The 18,441-nt window shown below is 36.0% G+C and carries 9 protein-coding genes; 1 reads left to right on the top strand and 8 read right to left on the bottom strand.

Translation table 11 applies throughout. From position 1 onward, the window contains the following. Positions 1–206: 206 nt before the first annotated feature. The 5 genes from HHU12_RS23330 to HHU12_RS23310 all read right to left on the bottom strand — a co-directional run bounded on the left by HHU12_RS23330 (position 207) and on the right by HHU12_RS23310 (position 11,223). Positions 207–2,447, bottom strand: coding sequence for a GH92 family glycosyl hydrolase (locus tag HHU12_RS23330; RefSeq protein WP_169659154.1), 2,241 nt, complete (start codon positions 2,445–2,447; stop codon positions 207–209). Positions 2,448–2,510: 63 nt separating this feature from the next. Next, entirely contained in the window at positions 2,511–5,555 is a 3,045-nt protein-coding gene (locus HHU12_RS23325; RefSeq protein ID WP_240971092.1) for a GH92 family glycosyl hydrolase, read from the bottom strand. Positions 5,556–5,617: 62 nt separating this feature from the next. Further along, positions 5,618–7,810: a beta-N-acetylhexosaminidase gene (locus HHU12_RS23320; protein WP_169659152.1), complete on the bottom strand. Its 2,193-nt coding sequence runs from the start codon at positions 7,808–7,810 to the stop codon at positions 5,618–5,620. Positions 7,811–7,960: 150 nt separating this feature from the next. Continuing rightward, positions 7,961–10,186, bottom strand: coding sequence for a GH92 family glycosyl hydrolase (locus HHU12_RS23315; RefSeq protein WP_169659151.1), 2,226 nt, complete (start codon positions 10,184–10,186; stop codon positions 7,961–7,963). A 56-nt stretch (positions 10,187–10,242) separates the two neighbouring features. Continuing rightward, a complete protein-coding gene (locus tag HHU12_RS23310) occupies positions 10,243–11,223 on the bottom strand; it encodes an isoaspartyl peptidase/L-asparaginase family protein (RefSeq protein WP_062620954.1) in 981 nt (326 codons plus the stop codon). Between the two features lie 312 nt (positions 11,224–11,535). On the opposite strand from HHU12_RS23310, the gene HHU12_RS23305 reads away from it, so the two are divergent. Further along, positions 11,536–14,454 carry a ligand-binding sensor domain-containing protein gene (locus HHU12_RS23305; protein WP_169659150.1) on the top strand — a complete coding sequence of 973 codons (2,919 nt, stop codon included), beginning with the start codon at positions 11,536–11,538 and terminating at the stop codon, positions 14,452–14,454. A 167-nt stretch (positions 14,455–14,621) separates the two neighbouring features. Here the strand turns inward: HHU12_RS23305 and HHU12_RS23300 are convergent, their stop codons facing one another. From HHU12_RS23300 to HHU12_RS23290, 3 genes are all read right to left on the bottom strand, one after another. Continuing rightward, complete coding sequence (locus HHU12_RS23300) at positions 14,622–16,196, bottom strand: M28 family peptidase (protein WP_169659149.1); 1,575 nt, start codon at positions 16,194–16,196, stop codon at positions 14,622–14,624. Positions 16,197–16,282: 86 nt separating this feature from the next. Continuing rightward, a complete protein-coding gene (locus HHU12_RS23295; RefSeq protein WP_062620950.1) occupies positions 16,283–16,768 on the bottom strand; it encodes an Lrp/AsnC family transcriptional regulator in 486 nt (161 codons plus the stop codon). Between the two features lie 191 nt (positions 16,769–16,959). Next, positions 16,960–18,288 (bottom strand): N-acetylmuramoyl-L-alanine amidase, encoded by a 1,329-nt coding sequence (locus HHU12_RS23290; RefSeq protein WP_169659148.1) that lies wholly within the window; start codon positions 18,286–18,288, stop codon positions 16,960–16,962. Positions 18,289–18,441 lie beyond the last annotated feature (153 nt).

The raw sequence follows: 18,441 nt of genomic DNA, 5'->3' as shown, positions 1-18,441 counted from the left end.
GAAAGGAGAGAGTATACTTGAGGCTTTTATAACGCTTGCTTCGTTGAAAATTCCTATTGCTGAGTAGTTACACATAAATTAATATTGAAGTGATAATTAATTGATACAATTAACATTGACTTTAGATCATCAATAGAAACCCTTTAAAACAAAAAAGCCAAGACCTCTCAGCCTTGACTCTTTGCTCTCAAATAAAATTATCTTTGTTATTTTGTATGGAATACAATTTCCTTTGCTCCCACTAAATCTTTGTGAGAAATAAAGTATCCTTTCTTCGTTTTTCCATTCACTTTGATGGATTGAATATGGTTTGTATTTCCTCCTTCTTTTTTGATAACAAGCTCATCAGTTCCCCAAACATCGTGATCTAGTTTGATCGTCACTTTATCAAAAGCTGGAGTAGTTAAAGCATATTGAGGTGTTGATGGTGCATCTGGATAGAAGCCCATCATGGAGAAGACTACCCAAGCTGACATCGTTCCTGTATCATCGTTTCCTGCGATACCGTCAGGCTTGTTCGTGAAATATTTCTCTCTTAATTCAATTACCTTGTCTTGTGTTTTGTATTCTTTTCCTTTGATGTAATTGTAAGCGTAAGGATATGCCATGTCAGGCTCATTGGCCATATCGAATTGATCTTTCTCGAAGATCTCATCTAAACGGTTCACGAAAGCTTTGCTACCGCCAAACTGCTTTACTAAACCTGGTATATCATATTGTACCATTAGGTTGTATTGGTAAGCATTCCCTTCTACGTACCCGATATTGTGCTCAAAATTTGCACCGTGTGCTGGATCAAACGGTTCGTGCCATTTACCATCCATGTGTTTCGGTCTTAAGAAGTTCGACTCTTTGTCAAACATCTTTTTATAACCCATTGAACGGTTATAGAACTCTTTGTACTTTTCTTGATCACCCAATTCTTTTGCAAACTGAGCAATACTCCAATCCGCCACTGTATATTCTAATGTTGTAGATACTGAACCCCAAAGTTTATCTTCTAATTCATCTTCTACAGGAACATAACCGTATTTGATGTAATTGTCTACACATGGTCTTACCGGGTTACCTCCTTCAACTGGGTAAGCTGATTTTAGAATGGCTTCAAATGCTTTCTGCTCATCAAAACCTCTTAGTCCTCTTAAATAAGTATCGGCTACGACGATTGCGGCAGGATCACCTACCATCGTAAATGTTTCTGTTCCATTTAATTCCCACTTTGGTAACCAACCTGTTTCATCATAAATATCTAACATGGTATTGACCATATTCAATTGTTGCTCTGGATAAACTAGGGTCATCAATTGGTGCAAGTTTCTGTACGTATCCCAAAGGCTGAAAACTGTATAACGTTCACCATCTGTTTTCTTTGTTTTACGCGTTTTTGCTTCTGGATATTCTCCGTTCACATCACTCATTACGTTCGGGTGAATCATAGAATGATAAAGGGCTGTATAGAAAACAGTTTTGTCATCATCAGAACCACCTTCTACTTCAATTCTTGATAATTTTTCATTCCAATTGTCTTTGGCTCTGTTGGCAATTTCATCAAATGAAACGTTTGAAACTTCTTTTTCTAAATTCTCTCTTGCGTTTTCGATGCTTACATAAGAAATACCAATTTTCACTTCTACTTCAGTCGCTTCTTCAAAATCATAAGAGAAATAAGCTCCTAATGAATCACCAATGATTGGGTAATAAGCATCTTCAATAATTCTTTGCTGACCATTGTAAGCAGACATCCATTGTGCTTCAATGCCATCAATTTTGTTGTGCTGTTGCCAAACTCCTGTTCTATCTGCTTTCTTATTTACTTTCATCACGAAGTAAACAGGGTAAATAGTCTTAGGATTATTATAGCAGAAAGATCCTATCATTCTCATGCCTTCAATCTCCTGATCATTGACTACTTTCACCATTGCACCGCTTTCATTAGAAAGGGCTTGACCTAAGTTCAAAAGTAAATTGGCTTTACCTGCTGGGAATTTATATTTACTAATACCTGCTCTTTGTGTCGCCGTCACTTCAGTTGCAACTTGATATTTCTCTAAGAAGTTAGAATAATACCCTGCCTTGGCTGTTTCCTTTGAATAAGTAGTACCGTATTCTGATGGATGAATATTCAAATCGCCTGTTGTCGGCATTACAATAACAGCTCCTAAATCAGGACAACCTACACCACTTAAGTTGACGTGGCTATAACCTGTAAAAATGGTATTTTCATAAGCATATGGGAAGGACAACCAATCGCTGTCTTTTTCCATTTTATTGCCTTTACCTGATGTATTAAAAGGAACTACTGAAACCATTCCTCTTGGTGCAATTGCTCCTGGGTTGGTTGCTCCGTAATTTGAAGTTCCGATAAATGGGTTCACATACTCCGTGTAATCTTGTGCTAAAAGTGAAGTGCTCAAGAAAAGAGTTAATAAGTAAAATATTTTTTTCATTGCATCTATTTTGAAATTAAGCCCCATGCTTAAGTAATACGCATGGGGCCTTTATAATTGGCTTTATTCAATCACTAATTCATCTGTAAACATCCATGGTGTGTTTCCTGCACCTAAATGCCAAGATGGTAATTTCTTGAAAGGTTCAGCTACCACTTTTACATATTGGTAAGTGCCGTTCACTTCTGCTGAGAATCTTGTTACGCAGATCACTGGATGATCATTTGGCATTTCAACTGTTTGTTGACTTACCTCTGTAAATTCTTTGCCGTCTTTTGAAACGTAGAATGTGATTTTTTGAGGTAAGAATAACCATGAAGAGGTGTTTTCCAAGAAGCCCATAGACAATTGGTGTAATTGTTTTGGCTTTCCTAAATCCACAACAGCTTCCAAGTCTTGTCCTGAAACACCATCCCACTTACCGTCTCTTAAGTTATCTGACGCATATTCTCCATTCAGAATACCATTATCACCAGCATCGTATGAAGCATTTTTCTCATAGTTGATCGTTAACTTAGGGAATTCTTCGCCCGTATTGTAATAGGCTTTTTTGAAATCAAATTCTGAAACCTTGCTTGACGCACCATGTTCGTTGATTGCAATTGCTTTTACCATTGTTGATTGATCCAATGTAAATGCTTCATTGTATTCAGTAGAAGACGCTGAAGGAGTAGAACCATCCAATGTATAGTAAATTTTCACTTCTGGAGTGATGCATTTTAATCCTACTTTTGCAGTGGAATTAAACAACACTGATTTATTAGTAATAGCAGGACGGAATACTTGCTCTTTTACTTCCAATAATTCAGCTTCTTCAGCAGGAGTAATCGCATAAGAAACTGGACGGCTTTCTTTTGCCTCACCCCATGTTGATTTTGAAGCTCCCATTTCAAATGTGATTTTTCCACCTTCTTCAATTTGCTGATGAGTGATAAATGATTTATCAATTGGGTTACCATTTAAAGTTGCACCTTGAATATAAAGGTTATTGATGTCGTTGTTTTTCGCTTCAATCACGAAATCGTTTCCATTATCCAGGTGAATGGTCACTTTTGAGAAAATCGGGCTACCAATGATATATTCTCCGTTGGCTGGGTTTACAGGATAGAAGCCCATCGCTGAGAACACGTACCAAGCCGACATCTGACCACAATCTTCATTACCTGAAAGACCATCTCTTTCGGCAGTATACATTTCATCCATCACTTGACGGATTCTTGCTTGTGTTTTAGAAGGTTGACCTGCGTAGTTATATAAATAAATGGCGTGGTGTGATGGCTCATTACCTTGAGCATACTGTCCAATCAAACCTGTCACATCATGTGCCATATGGTTATCATTTACAGCTTCTTGCTCAAACATTTCATCCACTTTAGCTACAAAGCCTGCGTCACCACCGTGTAATTCAATCAGGCCGTTTACGTCTTGTGGAGCAAAGAAGTTATAATGCCATGCATTTCCTTCTGTATATTCACCAGCTCCCAATAAAGAAATATTCATTGGGTCAAAAGGTGTCACCCAATTACCATATAAGTCTTTCCCTCTGATAAAACCTGTTTCTTCATTGAACAATAATTTGTAGTTCAATGCTCTATTGCTATACTTTTTGTAATCTTCTGTTTTACCCAAACGCTTTGCCACTTGAGCTACCGTCCACATATCATAAGCATATTCCACTTGTTTAGAAACAGAGTTCGCTTCTTTTTCCAGTGGAATATATCCTTCAGCATTAAACCAGTTCAATCCTCTTCTTGGATCTTCAGCTGCAGCTACTAATGCCTCATATGCTTTTTCTTCGTCAAAATTAGTTTGACCTTTCAGCATTGCATCCACAATTACAGGTGCTGAGTGGAATCCAATCATTGTTCCTGTTTCATTAGCGGCTAATTCCCAAACTGGCAACTGACCTGATTGCTCATATTTTGCCAACATTGATTTAATGAAATCATTGTTTTCTTTTGGTGATGTTAATGTAAATAATGGATGCGTTGCACGGAAAGTATCCCATAAAGAGAATAGCGTGTAGTTTGTAAACCCTTCCGCTTTATGAATTTTATGATCCATACCTCTGTACTGATGATCAACATCCATGAATACGTTTGGAACCGTCATAGAATGATATAAAGAAGTATAGAAAATAGTACGTTGTACTTGATCTCCACCTTCTACTTCAATTTTTGATAATTTCTCATTCCAAGTTAAATCGGCTTGTCTTTTTACTGCCTCAAAGTCGAACCCTTGAGTTTCTGCTTCCATATTTTTACGAGCACCGTCAATTGATACCGAAGAAATGGCCACTTTTACCACAACTTCTTCATCCAATTTTGTATCATAATTGATCACGGCTTTCACATCATCACCTTCCACTTTAGTAGCATTATTGATCAATTCACCACCTTTTACTCCTTGGATCGATTTGAAAGGTTTTGAGAATTGAGCTACAAAATAAATGTACTGATCTCTTGCCCAACCTGATGAACGTCTTAAACCTACAATCTCATTATCACCATTCACTTGGAACCATGTCTCTCTTGCTGTATCAGAAATACCATGCTTTAGATCTAAGATGATATGTGAAGCATCAGATTCAGGGAAAGTGTAACGGTGTACACCTACTCTAGTCGTTGCTGTTAATTCCGCTAATACTTTATAATCTTCTAAAAATACAGAATAATATCCTGGGTCGGCTTGCTCATTTACATGCTCAAAACGCGAGCGGTATCCTTCATCAGGATTAGCTTTAGAACCCGGCTCAGTTTTGATTTCACCCACTGTAGGCATTAATAAAATATCTCCATAATCTCCGCCACCTGTTCCTTGAAGGTGCGTATGTGAAAATCCCATTACCGAAGAATCTGAAACGTGATATCCAGAACTCCAGTCCCATCCTTCAACACCGGTATCAGGACTTAACTGTACCATACCAAATGGCACCGTGGCACCTGGGAAGGTATGTCCATGACCACCTGTTCCGATAAACGGATCAACATATTTTGTGTGAGAAATAATTTCAGGCTCGTCTTGAGCACTGCTTGCAACGTTATTTAGATGGGACACACATCCAAAAAGGAGTGGAATCCACAAAAAAGAAATGGAGAATCGATTCATTGTATATATATAGTAAAGTGTTCAAGCACTAAGTTGACAGCAAATAGTCATTGGCTTAGTTCTTATTGTATGATAATTTCGTCGATAAATAACCAAGATGGATTGCCTGATCCCATTGTTCCTTTTGGCAATTTTCCACCGTTGGTATATATAATCTTGATAGATTTAATCTCTTTGATTTTTGATAAGTCCTCCCAATTATAAATTAATACGTCTCCGTCAGTCGAAACGGTTTCGGATTTAAATTTATTAGCAGATTTATACTTTTTCCCATCTTTAGAATAAAGCACTTCTATATTCTTTGGTGCCATAATCCATGAGCCTACTTCATCATAAGCTCTTAGTTGAATGCTTGAGATAGAAGTCTTATTTTCAAAGGATAATGTTGCTGTCACGTCCTTTCCATTGAAACCTAACCAACTTTCATCTTTGAATTTTCTTTCAGAACCTAAACGTCCGTCAACTAAACCTTGTACACCCGCTTTTTCATAAGGATTTGAAGGAGGTGTAGATAATTCAATTGTCGCATTACTTCCTTTATGCATCACGAAGTTCGAAGAAACAGGATCACCATAAGGTCTTCCATTTCTATAACCTTTAATGATAACTTTCCCTGTTTCTTTCACTTCGACAGCTTTATTGTAATCAACAAACACTTCTGATAAAGGCGTTTTATATTTTAAGCTCACACCGTCAATCAATGGTTTGGCATGTACTTTCAATTGTCCATTCTCATTCAAAACCTCAACATCTAATACTTTAGATGATGGACCGTACTGTATTCCTTTTGAATCTAAATAAGAATATTCGTTCTCCAATCTTTCAGAGAAATCTTCAAATCCTTGTTGCTGACCGATCCACAATGCTTCTGAGAATGCTATGATTCTTGGGAAAACCATAAAATCTAGACGGGCATTATCAGGAATTCTTTCCGTCCAAACTGTACATTCACCACCCAATACATGATGGTGCTTCTCTTTTGCTAAATCTGAAGGTACTGGCTGATAGTTGTACACTTGCTCTACATCAGTCGTCACAATGTCATAATCGAAATAACACATTCCTGTAGGTGATACGATGATATCATTCCTCATTTCAGCAATCTTTCTTACAGCATCTTTATCATGAAAATCTCTCCACAACTGAACTGTTGCTGTTTCTGATAATCCTCCTTCAAGAATCTCATCCCAACCAGTCATTTTCTTCCCGTTGGCATTCACCATTTTCTCGACTCTCTTGATAAAGTAGCTTTGCAGTTCGTGCTCATCTTCTAAACCTTCAGTTTTGATTTTAGCTTGGCATTTAGGGCACTCTTTCCATCTTGCTTTAGGGCACTCATCCCCTCCTATGTGCATGTATTTTGATGGGAACAATGGCATAATTTCATCTAGAATATTCTGAACAAATTCATATGTTCTTTCATTGCCTGCACATAAAACATCTTCGTGTACACCCCATTCTGTTTGTACCTCAAAAGGACCTCCTGTACATGAAAATTCTGGATAAGAAGCCAAAGCAGCTACCATATGACCAGGCATATCAATTTCCGGAATCACTTCAATTCCTCTTTTCGCTGCATATGCTACTACTTCTTTGATTTCTTCTTGAGTGTAAAAACCACCGTATTTTGTACCGTCTTTTTCAGTTCTATAGGCTGAGTTTTCAGTTAAAAGCGGGTATTGTTTCACTTCAATTCTCCAGCCTTGATCTTCTGTCAAGTGCCAGTGGAATTTGTTCATTTTATAATGTGCCATTAAGTCTAAATACGACTTGATGGTTTCCACATCAAAAAAGTGTCTGCTCACGTCCAGCATCATTCCTCTCCATGCAAAAAGTGGAGCATCGTTGATTACAACTTCTGGAACTTCCTTTGTACTTCCAATAAGTTGAAGTAAGGTAGCAGAAGCATTAATAGTACCTTTTGTAGTTTTAGCTTCAAGCTTTATTAATTGATCTGTTACTGTTAATTGATAACCTTCCTCTTCTTTAATATTTTGGTCCAGAAGGATCTGTAAAGTGGCCTCTTCTTTATTTTCTACAACTTGTAAAGAAATGCCTGTTTGAAACTTCACCTCCTCTAAAAAGTGATGGATATCAAAAGCTTTATCCTCTACAAAAAGTGTTGTCTCATTGGTAAGGATAAAGTGATTTTCATTCCAGTTTACCTCTTGAGGAAATGGAATAAGCGTGGGCTTGTTTTGTGCAAAAACAAGGCTTTGGACCAAAAGTAATGCTGTTAGTAAATATAGTTTCATTTCAATTTTGTTTATCTGATTAGTTAAGTATTTGTAGTAGTTTATTTGCAGTGTTATGGCGTTAAGAATTTTATCTTACAACCGTTTTTGATTAAGATTAATAAATAGGTTGGTACGGAGCTGCTTTTTCAACAGCTCCGTACTTTTATGTTAAATGAACTCTAAAGTTCCTCCTTTCATCAATTCTTTGTGACTGATTTTCCAACCTTTGATTTCCTCTCCATTGAAAAGTACTTTCTTCAATGTTGGTTTAGCATCAGAAACTGTCTTAGCAACAATCTTCAAAGTATTGCCGTTACCCAACTGAACAGTAGCATTATTGAATAATGGTGTTCCTAAGTCATACATTGCATTACCTGGGTTTACTGGGTAAAGACCAATTGAACTTAAGATAAACCATGATGACATCTGACCGCAATCCTCATTACCACATACACCGTCAGGAGTAGATTTGTATTGCGTATTCATGATTTCACGGATCAATTTCTGACCTTTTTCAGGCTTATTGATGTAGTTGTATAAATAAGCAACGTGGTGACTTGGTTCGTTACCGTGTGCATATTGACCAATCATACCTGTTGAGAAAATCGGCAACTCATCTTCTGGAGCTGGATAGTAAGTGAACATTGAATCTAATCTTTGCTCGAAACGATCTGCACCACCCATTGCATCAATCAAACCTTCAATGTTTTGTGGTACATAGAAGAAGTATTGCCATGCGTTACTTTCGCAGAAGTGATCTGTATAATCTTTAGGAAGGAAATCTTTAATAAACTCTCCTTTTCTATCTTTTGGACGCATAAATGAAGATTCCTCATCATAAACATGTCTCCAGTTTTCGGCACGCTTCGCGAAATATTTATAATCGTCCTCTTTGCCTAATGCTTTTGCAAACTCAGCAATACACCAGTCATCGTAAGCGTATTCTAAAGTTTTTGAAACGGACCAGTTTTCATGATCAAAATTCAATGGCACATAACCTAACTTAATATAATCCGCCATTGCATCCCCTTTCTCATTCATAGCTGATGCCTTACACGCTTCATAGGCTTTCTCAACATCAAATCCTTCGATTCCTTTGAAATATGCATCAGTAATTACAGGAACAGCGTGATACCCGATCATCATATTTGTTTCATTTCCTTTCATTGACCATACAGGAAGCAAGCCTGTTTCGTCATATTGAGAAAGGAATGAATTGATCATATCTGGTACTCTCTGCGTATGGATCATAGTATACAGCGGGTGTGCTGCTCTATAAGTATCCCATAAAGAGAATGTATCGTATTTTTTATAACCTTTAGCTACGTGATTTTTCTGGTCTGCACCTTTATAAGCACCATCAACATCTGAATGTAAAGTTGGAGCCAATAAAGACTGATACATTGCTGTATAGAATACTTTCAAATGCTCTTCATTCATAGAAGAAACTTTGATTTTCTCTAATTCAGTCTCCCAAGTATCTGATGCATCTTTTCTAACCTTATCAAAATCCCAAGATGTATTTTCAGCGGCTAAGTTCTTTTGAGCTCCTTCAATGCTAGATGATGAAAGGGCCACTTTTACCAAGACTTCATTTTTATCATTTGGTGTATCAAAATTGAAATAACCTCTTGTTTTCAAAGCTTGAATCTCATTACCATCCACTACTTTCATATCATTTCCTTTTACAGAATTTACTAACTGATAAGAAGTGAATGGAACACTAAATTTCGCTACAAAATATTCTTTTTGAACAGGCGCCCATCCTGATGAAAATCTATAACCAACTACTGTTTGATTGTCGATTACCTTCAAATATGTATCCGTAGGGCCATCCCAGTTCAAGGCATAACCTAAGTTGATATAAATTTGAGATTTATCGTCCTTAGGGAAAGTATATTTATGAAAACCAGTTCTAGAAGTAGCAGTCATTTCAGCGTGGATATCATAATCCAATAAATCCACTGCATAATAACCTGGCTCTGCTTTTTCTTGATCGTGTGAGAACAATGAAACTGGACGCACATTTCCATTTTCAGTCAGTGTTCTGTCTGATTTACTGTTGAAAGGCATGACTAAAATGTCATATAAATCTCCTGCACCTGTACCTGACAAGTGAGTATGAGAAAAACCTGCTATTGTAGAATCAGGCCAGAAATAACCTGCGATTCTATCCCATCCACCATAACCGTTGTCAGGCGAAAGTTGCACCATACCATGAGGTACAGTTGCTCCTGGGTAAGTATTACCTGGGCCGTCAGTTCCAACAAATGGGTTGACATAATCTGTATATCTAACCTTTTTAGTAGATGTTTGCTCCTTCTCATTAGAAGTACAAGCACCTAAAAAAGGTAGGATTAATAAAGCTAGTAATGTTGACCTTAATTTAATCATCGATAAGGGTAGTTATAAATAATATGTAATTTGATTTTAGCGGGAATACACCAACGCTACCATTTCATTTTGAACTGGGCGTCTTCCATTCTATTCCCATTTTCCGTATCTACAATTGCGTAGTTAAATCCATTTCTAATACTATATCCGCCGTATTCTCCATTTTTATTAATGGCCAGGAAACCTACTTGAAGGTTTTCCATACGGGATTTATGTGTGTCCATAATTCTTTTGACAGCAATCTCACAAGCCTCAACAGGTGATTTGCCCATTCTCATATGCTCTACTACCATGGCCGACCCTGCCGTTCTGATCACAGCCTCACCAAGGCCCGTTGCACAAGCGGCTCCAATTTCTCCATCTACAAATAAACCTGCTCCAATCAAAGGAGAATCTCCCACTCTGCCATGCATTTTATACGCTGCACCTGAAGTGGTACAAGCACCGGCAATATGACCTTTTGCATCAATGGCCAAAGCACCGATAGTGTCATGGTTTTCTATATTAATGACTGGCTTATACTCTGATTTCTTCAACCACTCTTCCCAATCTTTCTTTGATCTTTCAGTCAATAAGTTTTCCTCCTTAAATCCTTCTGCTAGCGCGAATGTTTGAGCTCCTTCTCCTACCAACATGGCATGAGGTGTTTTTTCCATTACTAATCTTGCCACAGAAATCGGGTGCATAATGTTTTCTAAAGCGGCAACAGCTCCACATTCGTACTCGTGATTCATGATACACGCATCTAACGTCACTTTTCCGTCACGATCAGGCAAACCTCCATATCCTACACTTCTTTCCTTAGGGTCAGCTTCAGGTACTCTCACTCCTGCCTCAACAGCATCAAGTGCGGCGCCACCGTCTTTTAAGATCTCCCAGCCTGCTTCATTTGCTCCAAACCCGTGATTCCAAGTGGATATCATCAAAGGCTTATTACCTTTTCTCTTTCCTGCAAACGAAAAAGTAGATAATGAAGGTGTAATCAATGCGGCTGATGACAATGCCGAAATTCTCAAAAAATCTCTTCTGCTACCCATAGTTTAAAAATAAAAATTGAGGATTTAGTAATTATTTAACGTGTTAAATTTACACATTCATCTAAAATAAACGCATAAACACGCACAAACAAGCTCAAACAAATGATATTTATTAACAAAATCGTGCAAAAAGAAAGACAGCATTAACAGTTTTGAGGGTTTGTGCTTTTCAATTACACCTACTTCAGATAGAAAAATTATTTTTTGGGCTTCTTCAAGAAACTATATACAATATTATTTGACTATTAATATTTATAATGTCATATTTAACGTATTATATACAATTATAACACTACTACATAACATCTGAAAATGCATCAACTAACATTGCTTAAGAGTGGCTTTGCTATTCTTTTATGCACTATATTAACGACGCCTTCAGTATTATCGAACAATCTAACGCCAGTTAAACTCTCAGGATTTACAACCAAACAGGGATTATCACAGAATAATGTAAACGCTATTGTTTACGACAATAACGGTTTTTTGTGGATTGGTACAGATGATGGCCTCAATATTTTTGATGGCAGTTCGTTCAGGTCTTTTGTGGCCTCAGACGTAATTGACCATGGATTAAATTTCAACACAATAAGATGTTTAGCTGTTGATCCTAAAGAAAATCACTTATGGATTGGTACAAACGGCGCCCTTGAAAGAATGGGGCTGAAAGACAAAAAGGTAAAACGGATTGTACTTGAAAACAAAGACGAAGTGGAAGATGTAAAAGGCATCACTTGGTCTTCGGAAGGTGAACAATGGATTGGTGTTAATAATCTTGGTATTTACTATTCCGGTAATCAGGAGACTTACTATAAAATACCAAACAGCGCTGCGAGCATTAATAGTATAGCCTCTTTCCTAAATTATGTTTTGGCAGGTACCGATAAAGGGTTACAAGTTTACGCTTCCAAAACACATGACAGAGTATTAAGTTCTTCTTTCAAAATCCTTAAAAACAAGTCCATATTTTCTTTAAAAAGAATCGGAAATCAACTTTATACAGGCACCACAAATGGAGAACTGTATAGTATTAATCAGCATCTAAGAATCAAGAAATTATATTCGGGTGACAATAAGATAAAATCAATCACAGAAGATAATTTTGGAAACATTTGGCTGGGTACTGAAGGAAATGGCATTGTGATGCTCAAAAAAGAGGAAAACTATAAGCCTTATACCTTACTTCATCATAAGTGTACGAAGAGAACTATCAATTACCTCTATTATGGTGCAAATCACAATATTTGGATAGGAACTTTTGGAAATGGATTACAACTCTATAATGAAAATGATCCGTTCTTTACATTGAGTGAGGACAAAACATATGGCAAGGGCTTATCTCATAATAGTGTTACTTCTTTTGAGCAATTAAATCAAAATGAAATCTTAATTGGCACTGATGGCGGAGGTGTTGACAGACTTAATATTAAGAATGGAAATATTGAAAACGTCGTGTCTAATCAGTATGTTATCTCACTGAAGAAAATTGATAATAAAGTATTGGTAGGTACTTATCAGAGTGGATTGAAGGTTTTGGATGAAAAAAAAATATTATCTCCGTTAGATGCAATCGATCAAAATAAAAACAAACTTTCCTCTGATAATATATGGGATATAGAAGAAGATTATTACGGTAATATATGGTTGGCCACTACAAATGGCGTCATCAAATTAAATCTTAAGAACAATACTTTCGTCCGTTTTCTAAATAATCCTGATGATTCTCTCTCTATCTCTAATAATGATACGCGAAAAATTTACAGAGACATTAAAGGAGATATCTGGATTGGTACATTCAATGGACTGAACCGATACGACAAGGAAAATAATACTTTTAAACAGATTCACTTTACAAGCAATAATAACCAAAATACAAATATCAACAATGCCATTATTTCAATCGCCGAGGATGATAAACTTAACCTCTGGATTGGTACTTTTGGCAATGGTTTGTGGAAACTAGATCGTCAGACAGATTCATTGTACCCTTCTTCTGTCAATAATAAATTACCAAATAAAGTCATTTATTCCATAGAAAACGACTCTCATGGTGCTTTATGGCTCTCTACTAATCAGGGAATCACCTCATACAACCCCAAAGATGAAAGCATCAGAAAATTCACAGAGGAAGACGGACTGCAAGGAAAACAGTTTAATGTGGGTGCTTCTCTAATGCTGAAAAATAACTTTCTGATTTTTGGTGGAACGGAAGGTTTAAATATTTTCAACCCCACAAAGACGATTTCATTCCTTCAGAATATTCCAAAGGTAAAAGTCAACAGCATTACGATAGTGAGAAATCAACTAGCGAATAAGGAAGTGGATATCTCACAGCTACATCAAGTCCTTTTATCTCCTGATGAAAGAACTTTTTACATTAATTATTTTGGGCTTGAATACAATTATCAGCATAACATAGAGTATGAGTATCGTTTGAGAAATTTTGAGAACAATTGGAATCAATCTTTATCCAATTCTTCTATGTTATACTCCAATCTTTCTCAAGGAACTTATTTCTTTGAAATCAGATGCAGGTATAAGAATCAGAAATGGGGCAATACTTTAAGTTTCCCCATTATTCTCAAGGCTTATTATTGGGAAACTCCCCTGTTCAAGTTTATTGTTGTCGTTGTTTTGATAGTCATTGGCCTGATGGTTTATTTACTTTATGTCCGAAATCTGAAACATCAGAAAGTGGCATTGAATAAAATAGTAAAAGAGAGAACACAGGAATTGCTCAATAAAGAGATTGATATTATCGAAGTAGAAAATCAGAAAGCACAATTAATCAAAGAGACGTTGAAACTTAGAGAAAAAGAATTGACGACTCATGTACTTCGTTTGGCTCATATGAATACCTTGGTGGACCAAATTGATAAGAAACTTGAAGATCTTCAGCAATCCAATGATCCTATTTCTAAAAATAAAATCAGCAGTATCCGACGTGAAATAAAACAGGCTGAGAATATTGAGAATGATTGGAAAACCTTAAATACTTTATTTTCTGAAGTCCATCAGAATTTCGCTCAAAAGCTGAAAGAAAACCACCCTGATCTAACGGAAGGGAACTTGAGGCTTTGCAACTTGATCAAACTGAACATGTCAAGCAAGGATATAGCGGCAATTCTGGGCATTTCACTTAACAGTGTGAAAGTAGCCAGGAAAAGACTTAGAAAACGATTAGGCTTAGGGATCGATGACGGTCTGGAAGAGTACTTGAAAAGTATATAATTTACATTACTATGGAAGTACAAAACTCCTCTTTTAATTTGGCGAAAAAGGAGTTTTCATTATAAAATACGGTTAAGTACTAATCGGTTTCCTGACAAATTCAGCATAAAAAAAACCTCGAAAAGTACTTTACGGCTTTCCGAGGTTTTTCCTTATAAATCTATGTTTTACTTTTGCTGTTCTGTTTTTTGATCTACAATAGGAGCATTATCTCTATTGGCTAATTCCCAAGCTGTAGAGAAGACTAATTTTGCTCTCTTAGCCATAGGACCAAATGTGATTTTATCAACAGTATCAGTGGGCTGATGATAATCTTCATGCGTACCATTGAAATAGAAAATTACAGGAATACCGTGCTTCGCAAAGTTATAGTGATCTGATCTATAATAGTATCTATTGGGATCATCTTTCGCATTGTAAGTATAATCTAAATCCAATTCAGGCACATATTTCTTGGCTACTTGCTCATGAATTTCATGTAATTCTGAAGATAACATATCCGCTCCAATTACATAAACGAATTCAGGGTTTTCTTTGTGTGCTTCATCCCCTCTACCGATCATGTCAATGTTTAAATCTGCAATCGTATTTTCTAATGGGAAGATAGGATGATCAGAATAATATTCAGAACCTAACAATCCTTTTTCCTCACCTGTTACAGTCATAAAAAGAATAGATCTTCTTGGTCCTTTACCCTCTTTCTTTGCTTGAGAAAAAGCATTTACAATTTCAAGAAGTCCTGTTGTTCCAGAACCGTCATCATCTGCGCCATTATGAATTTTACCATCAATAATACCTACGTGATCATAATGCGAAGTCACTACTAATACTTCATCTTTCAAATCTGTACCTTCCATAAAACCTAACACATTTTCAGTTGGCATTTTACGTGAAGTAAATTTAGCATCAATATTCAACTTGTAAATTTCTCCTGTTGAAGCAGATTTTCCTTTTGCAATATTTTTTGACAATTGCTTCTCAAATTTCTTTTGATCAGCTGCAATTAATTTGAAAAAACTTGATGGTTTCACTAAGATCAAACCAAAACCGTTATCCTTTGTTTCCTCTGGCTTGTTGAACATCAATCTTCCTTTTGAAATATAACTGCCGTATCTCTTCGCTTGAGTGATATATTTCTCATCTGATTCACCAATTACAATTGCAAAAGCAGCTCCTTTTTCCGCTGCCATTTTAGCCTTGCTTCTAAGTCCAGATGTTTTATTTGAGGAAGCATATTTTTCAGGTGTAGCCTCAAAAAAGACAACTCCTTTTCCTTTAACATCTACTCCATCATAATCACTGATTCCATCATTTTCTTCTCCGTAACCAATAAAAACAACCTCTAACTCTTGTTGGAATGAGAAATTGCCATATGGGAAAATATCTTCTATCAATTGAAGATTAACATCCCCTTTAGAGATAGAAAAGTTGGTGTATTTTTGTTTGTAAAGATCAAACTGCTGGAAATAAGGGTTCGGTACATTAGGAACAGGTCCAGTTAATCCTTGATCCATAAAATGCTGTGCAATGTAATCTGCCGCCATTTTCTGTCCTCTCTCTCCTGTTTCTCTCCCCTCAAACTCATCAGAAGCCAAGATGGTAAGATGGGCTTTCATTTCTGATCCTGTGATAGTAGATTTGTATTTATTTACATCCTCACTGTTTGACTCAAGTGATATACCTTGAGCAAAAACAGGTGAAATTGCAAATGATAATAGTGATGTAAAAAGTAATTTTTTCATATATAATTGAATTGGAATAAAATGATCAGTACCTGCCATAATGTGACAAATACTGATCATAATGCTAGATTTTATTCTGCAATAATTTAAGGTACAGGAATCGTATGAGCATCTTTTGGTGACGAAAGTACAATCATTGATTGTAAATCATCCACCTCTTTAATCTCACTAAGTTTGTTTAATAAAACTCTTTGGTATTCTTCTATATCAGTCGTGATTACTTTCAACAAGTAATGGCTATTTCCTGTAACGTGATGACACTCAATCACCTCTGGAATATTTTCTACCTGCTTTAAGAATGACGTATGATTTTCTTGATTATGCTTTTCGATTTTTACATTAACAAAAGTAGTTACCCCTAAACCTAAAGCTTTAGTATTTAATTTAGCGTGATAACTTTCAATTATCCCTGAGTTTTCTAGTTTTTTCACCCTTTCCAGCGTTGGTGCCGGCGATAAATCAATTTCTTTTGATAACTGGGCGTTTGTTATTTTAGCTTGTTTCTGAAGAATATCTAAAATTCTTCTATCTGTTTGATCAAGCCTCAAAACTGCTTTTTTAAACGTTGACATTTATAAGTAATTATAATGATTAAATATGTGCTGTGAGTATATCTCGATAGTTTGTATAAATAAAAAATTCATTTATTACTAGATACGATTACTGCAATTTATTAGAATATTTTGTTAAATGCGAATTACACCAACTAAAATTTCGGGAAATTAAAAAACAAATCGTTACACGAAATAAGCTATAGGTCTTTTTATGGGGTATGTTTTGATTTCTGATAATTGACATATTCCATGATTCCATAAAAATAACTGTTCGCTACCTCTATTACCCTCTTGGAAATTTTCCCTGATTTCAAATCATTATCATTCAAAGCTTTAAGTTCATTTATATTATCCTGCAAAAGCGGTTCTCCATAACATAGAGGACTATTCAGAAGCCTGCAAAGGCGTAAATTTCTTGCATAAATTCCATTCCCCAAAGGCATCGCCACATTCTTGAGGTATCTTGGTTCATTCGTATTATTTACAGCCGGAACTTTTAGATAATTCACAAACTGATCCATTATATATTTACTCAAGAAGTAAGAGTCCTTTGTATTATCACTCACCAATATTCTCAGAAAATCATAACGATCTCTTTTTGTCGCTAGTTCTTTACGCATAAAAGAACCTGGCACAAACACCATACTGAAATTTCTTTGAGATGGTTTTTTCCAACCTGCATTCAATTCATCTGCATTATAATGTAAAACTACAGTGACATCAGGTTTGAAATAATTTATTTTATTGGCTCGGATTTCAAGGTCATCCTGTAAATAATAATCCCTGTATATTCTTGATTCCGGCGAATGATATAAAATATGCAATAGTTGTTTTTTAGTTAATTTTCGGTGGGTTCTTAGTTTATTAGGCAAGTGCTTACTTTTCCAGGCCTGATAAGATACATTTGAAGCTCCTTTATTACCCACCGAAGTACGTGTCAGAAACACTTCAGCCCCATATTTCTCCAAGCTATCTTTTAAAACATAAGCTGTCGTCAAAGTCAGATCTCCTTCTCTTAAATTGATTTTCTCCCCATTTTCTAAAGTCATATCAATAAATCGCCCTTCAATTTTAGCCATTTTCATATCAGAAGCAATATGCCCCGGATCAATGGCCACCCTTATTCCCGAAAGAGGCTTCATCACTGTAGTAGGAATAAAATTATGATTCAGCTTTAAAATTCTTATGGTTTGAATTAGGTCTTCAGAAAATGGTTTTACCCCTTTGCTGGCATAAACATTATATTGAAAATTTCTATCCGTAAATTCAAAGACATCTTTAAGAGTGTCTAATTCATTCCAGGGAAGGAAAAACTCTGCTACACCTTTTTTATGATGTAACGCAGAAGCATAAATCGTTATCCCTTTTTCATTTATCGTAAAATATTCATGTAAATAGGGACTTTTAACTAGGTATTTCTGGGCTCTTCTTTTATAGTAAAGTGCTAGCTGTTTATTCATTTGTGCATAAACATCCCCTCCTGCTACAAATATCAGCAAGCATAAGAATAATATTATTTTTAGGGGCAGTCTAAGCATTACACATGATTTATTTAGGACTACAAATTTAAGTAGTTAATACTGTAGTATTTAAAAACTCAGGGAAAAGATGGGTAAATCTCATAAAAAAATTGAACATTTCATGAATTTATTCAAATAATTTACAAAACAAGAATCTTAATGTCAATGCAT

Source organism: Flammeovirga aprica JL-4 (genome assembly GCF_012844305.1).
Taxonomy (GTDB): domain Bacteria; phylum Bacteroidota; class Bacteroidia; order Cytophagales; family Flammeovirgaceae; genus Flammeovirga; species Flammeovirga aprica.
The sequence above is the reverse complement of the archived record's forward strand: the minus strand, read 5'-3'. Positions and strand labels throughout refer to the sequence as shown.

Bases quoted from the DNA above. Each gene is read 5' to 3' on its own strand.
- HHU12_RS23305 (WP_169659150.1), top strand. From the start codon at position 11,536: ATGCATCAACTAACATTGCTTAAGAGTGGCTTTGCTATTCTTTTATGC.
- HHU12_RS23320 (WP_169659152.1), bottom strand. From the start codon at position 7,810: ATGAAACTATATTTACTAACAGCATTACTTTTGGTCCAAAGCCTTGTT.
- HHU12_RS23290 (WP_169659148.1), bottom strand. From the start codon at position 18,288: ATGCTTAGACTGCCCCTAAAAATAATATTATTCTTATGCTTGCTGATA.
- HHU12_RS23295 (WP_062620950.1), bottom strand. From the start codon at position 16,768: ATGTCAACGTTTAAAAAAGCAGTTTTGAGGCTTGATCAAACAGATAGA.
- HHU12_RS23300 (WP_169659149.1), bottom strand. From the start codon at position 16,196: ATGAAAAAATTACTTTTTACATCACTATTATCATTTGCAATTTCACCT.
- HHU12_RS23315 (WP_169659151.1), bottom strand. From the start codon at position 10,186: ATGATTAAATTAAGGTCAACATTACTAGCTTTATTAATCCTACCTTTT.
- HHU12_RS23310 (WP_062620954.1), bottom strand. From the start codon at position 11,223: ATGGGTAGCAGAAGAGATTTTTTGAGAATTTCGGCATTGTCATCAGCC.
- HHU12_RS23330 (WP_169659154.1), bottom strand. From the start codon at position 2,447: ATGAAAAAAATATTTTACTTATTAACTCTTTTCTTGAGCACTTCACTT.
- HHU12_RS23325 (WP_240971092.1), bottom strand. From the start codon at position 5,555: ATGAATCGATTCTCCATTTCTTTTTTGTGGATTCCACTCCTTTTTGGA.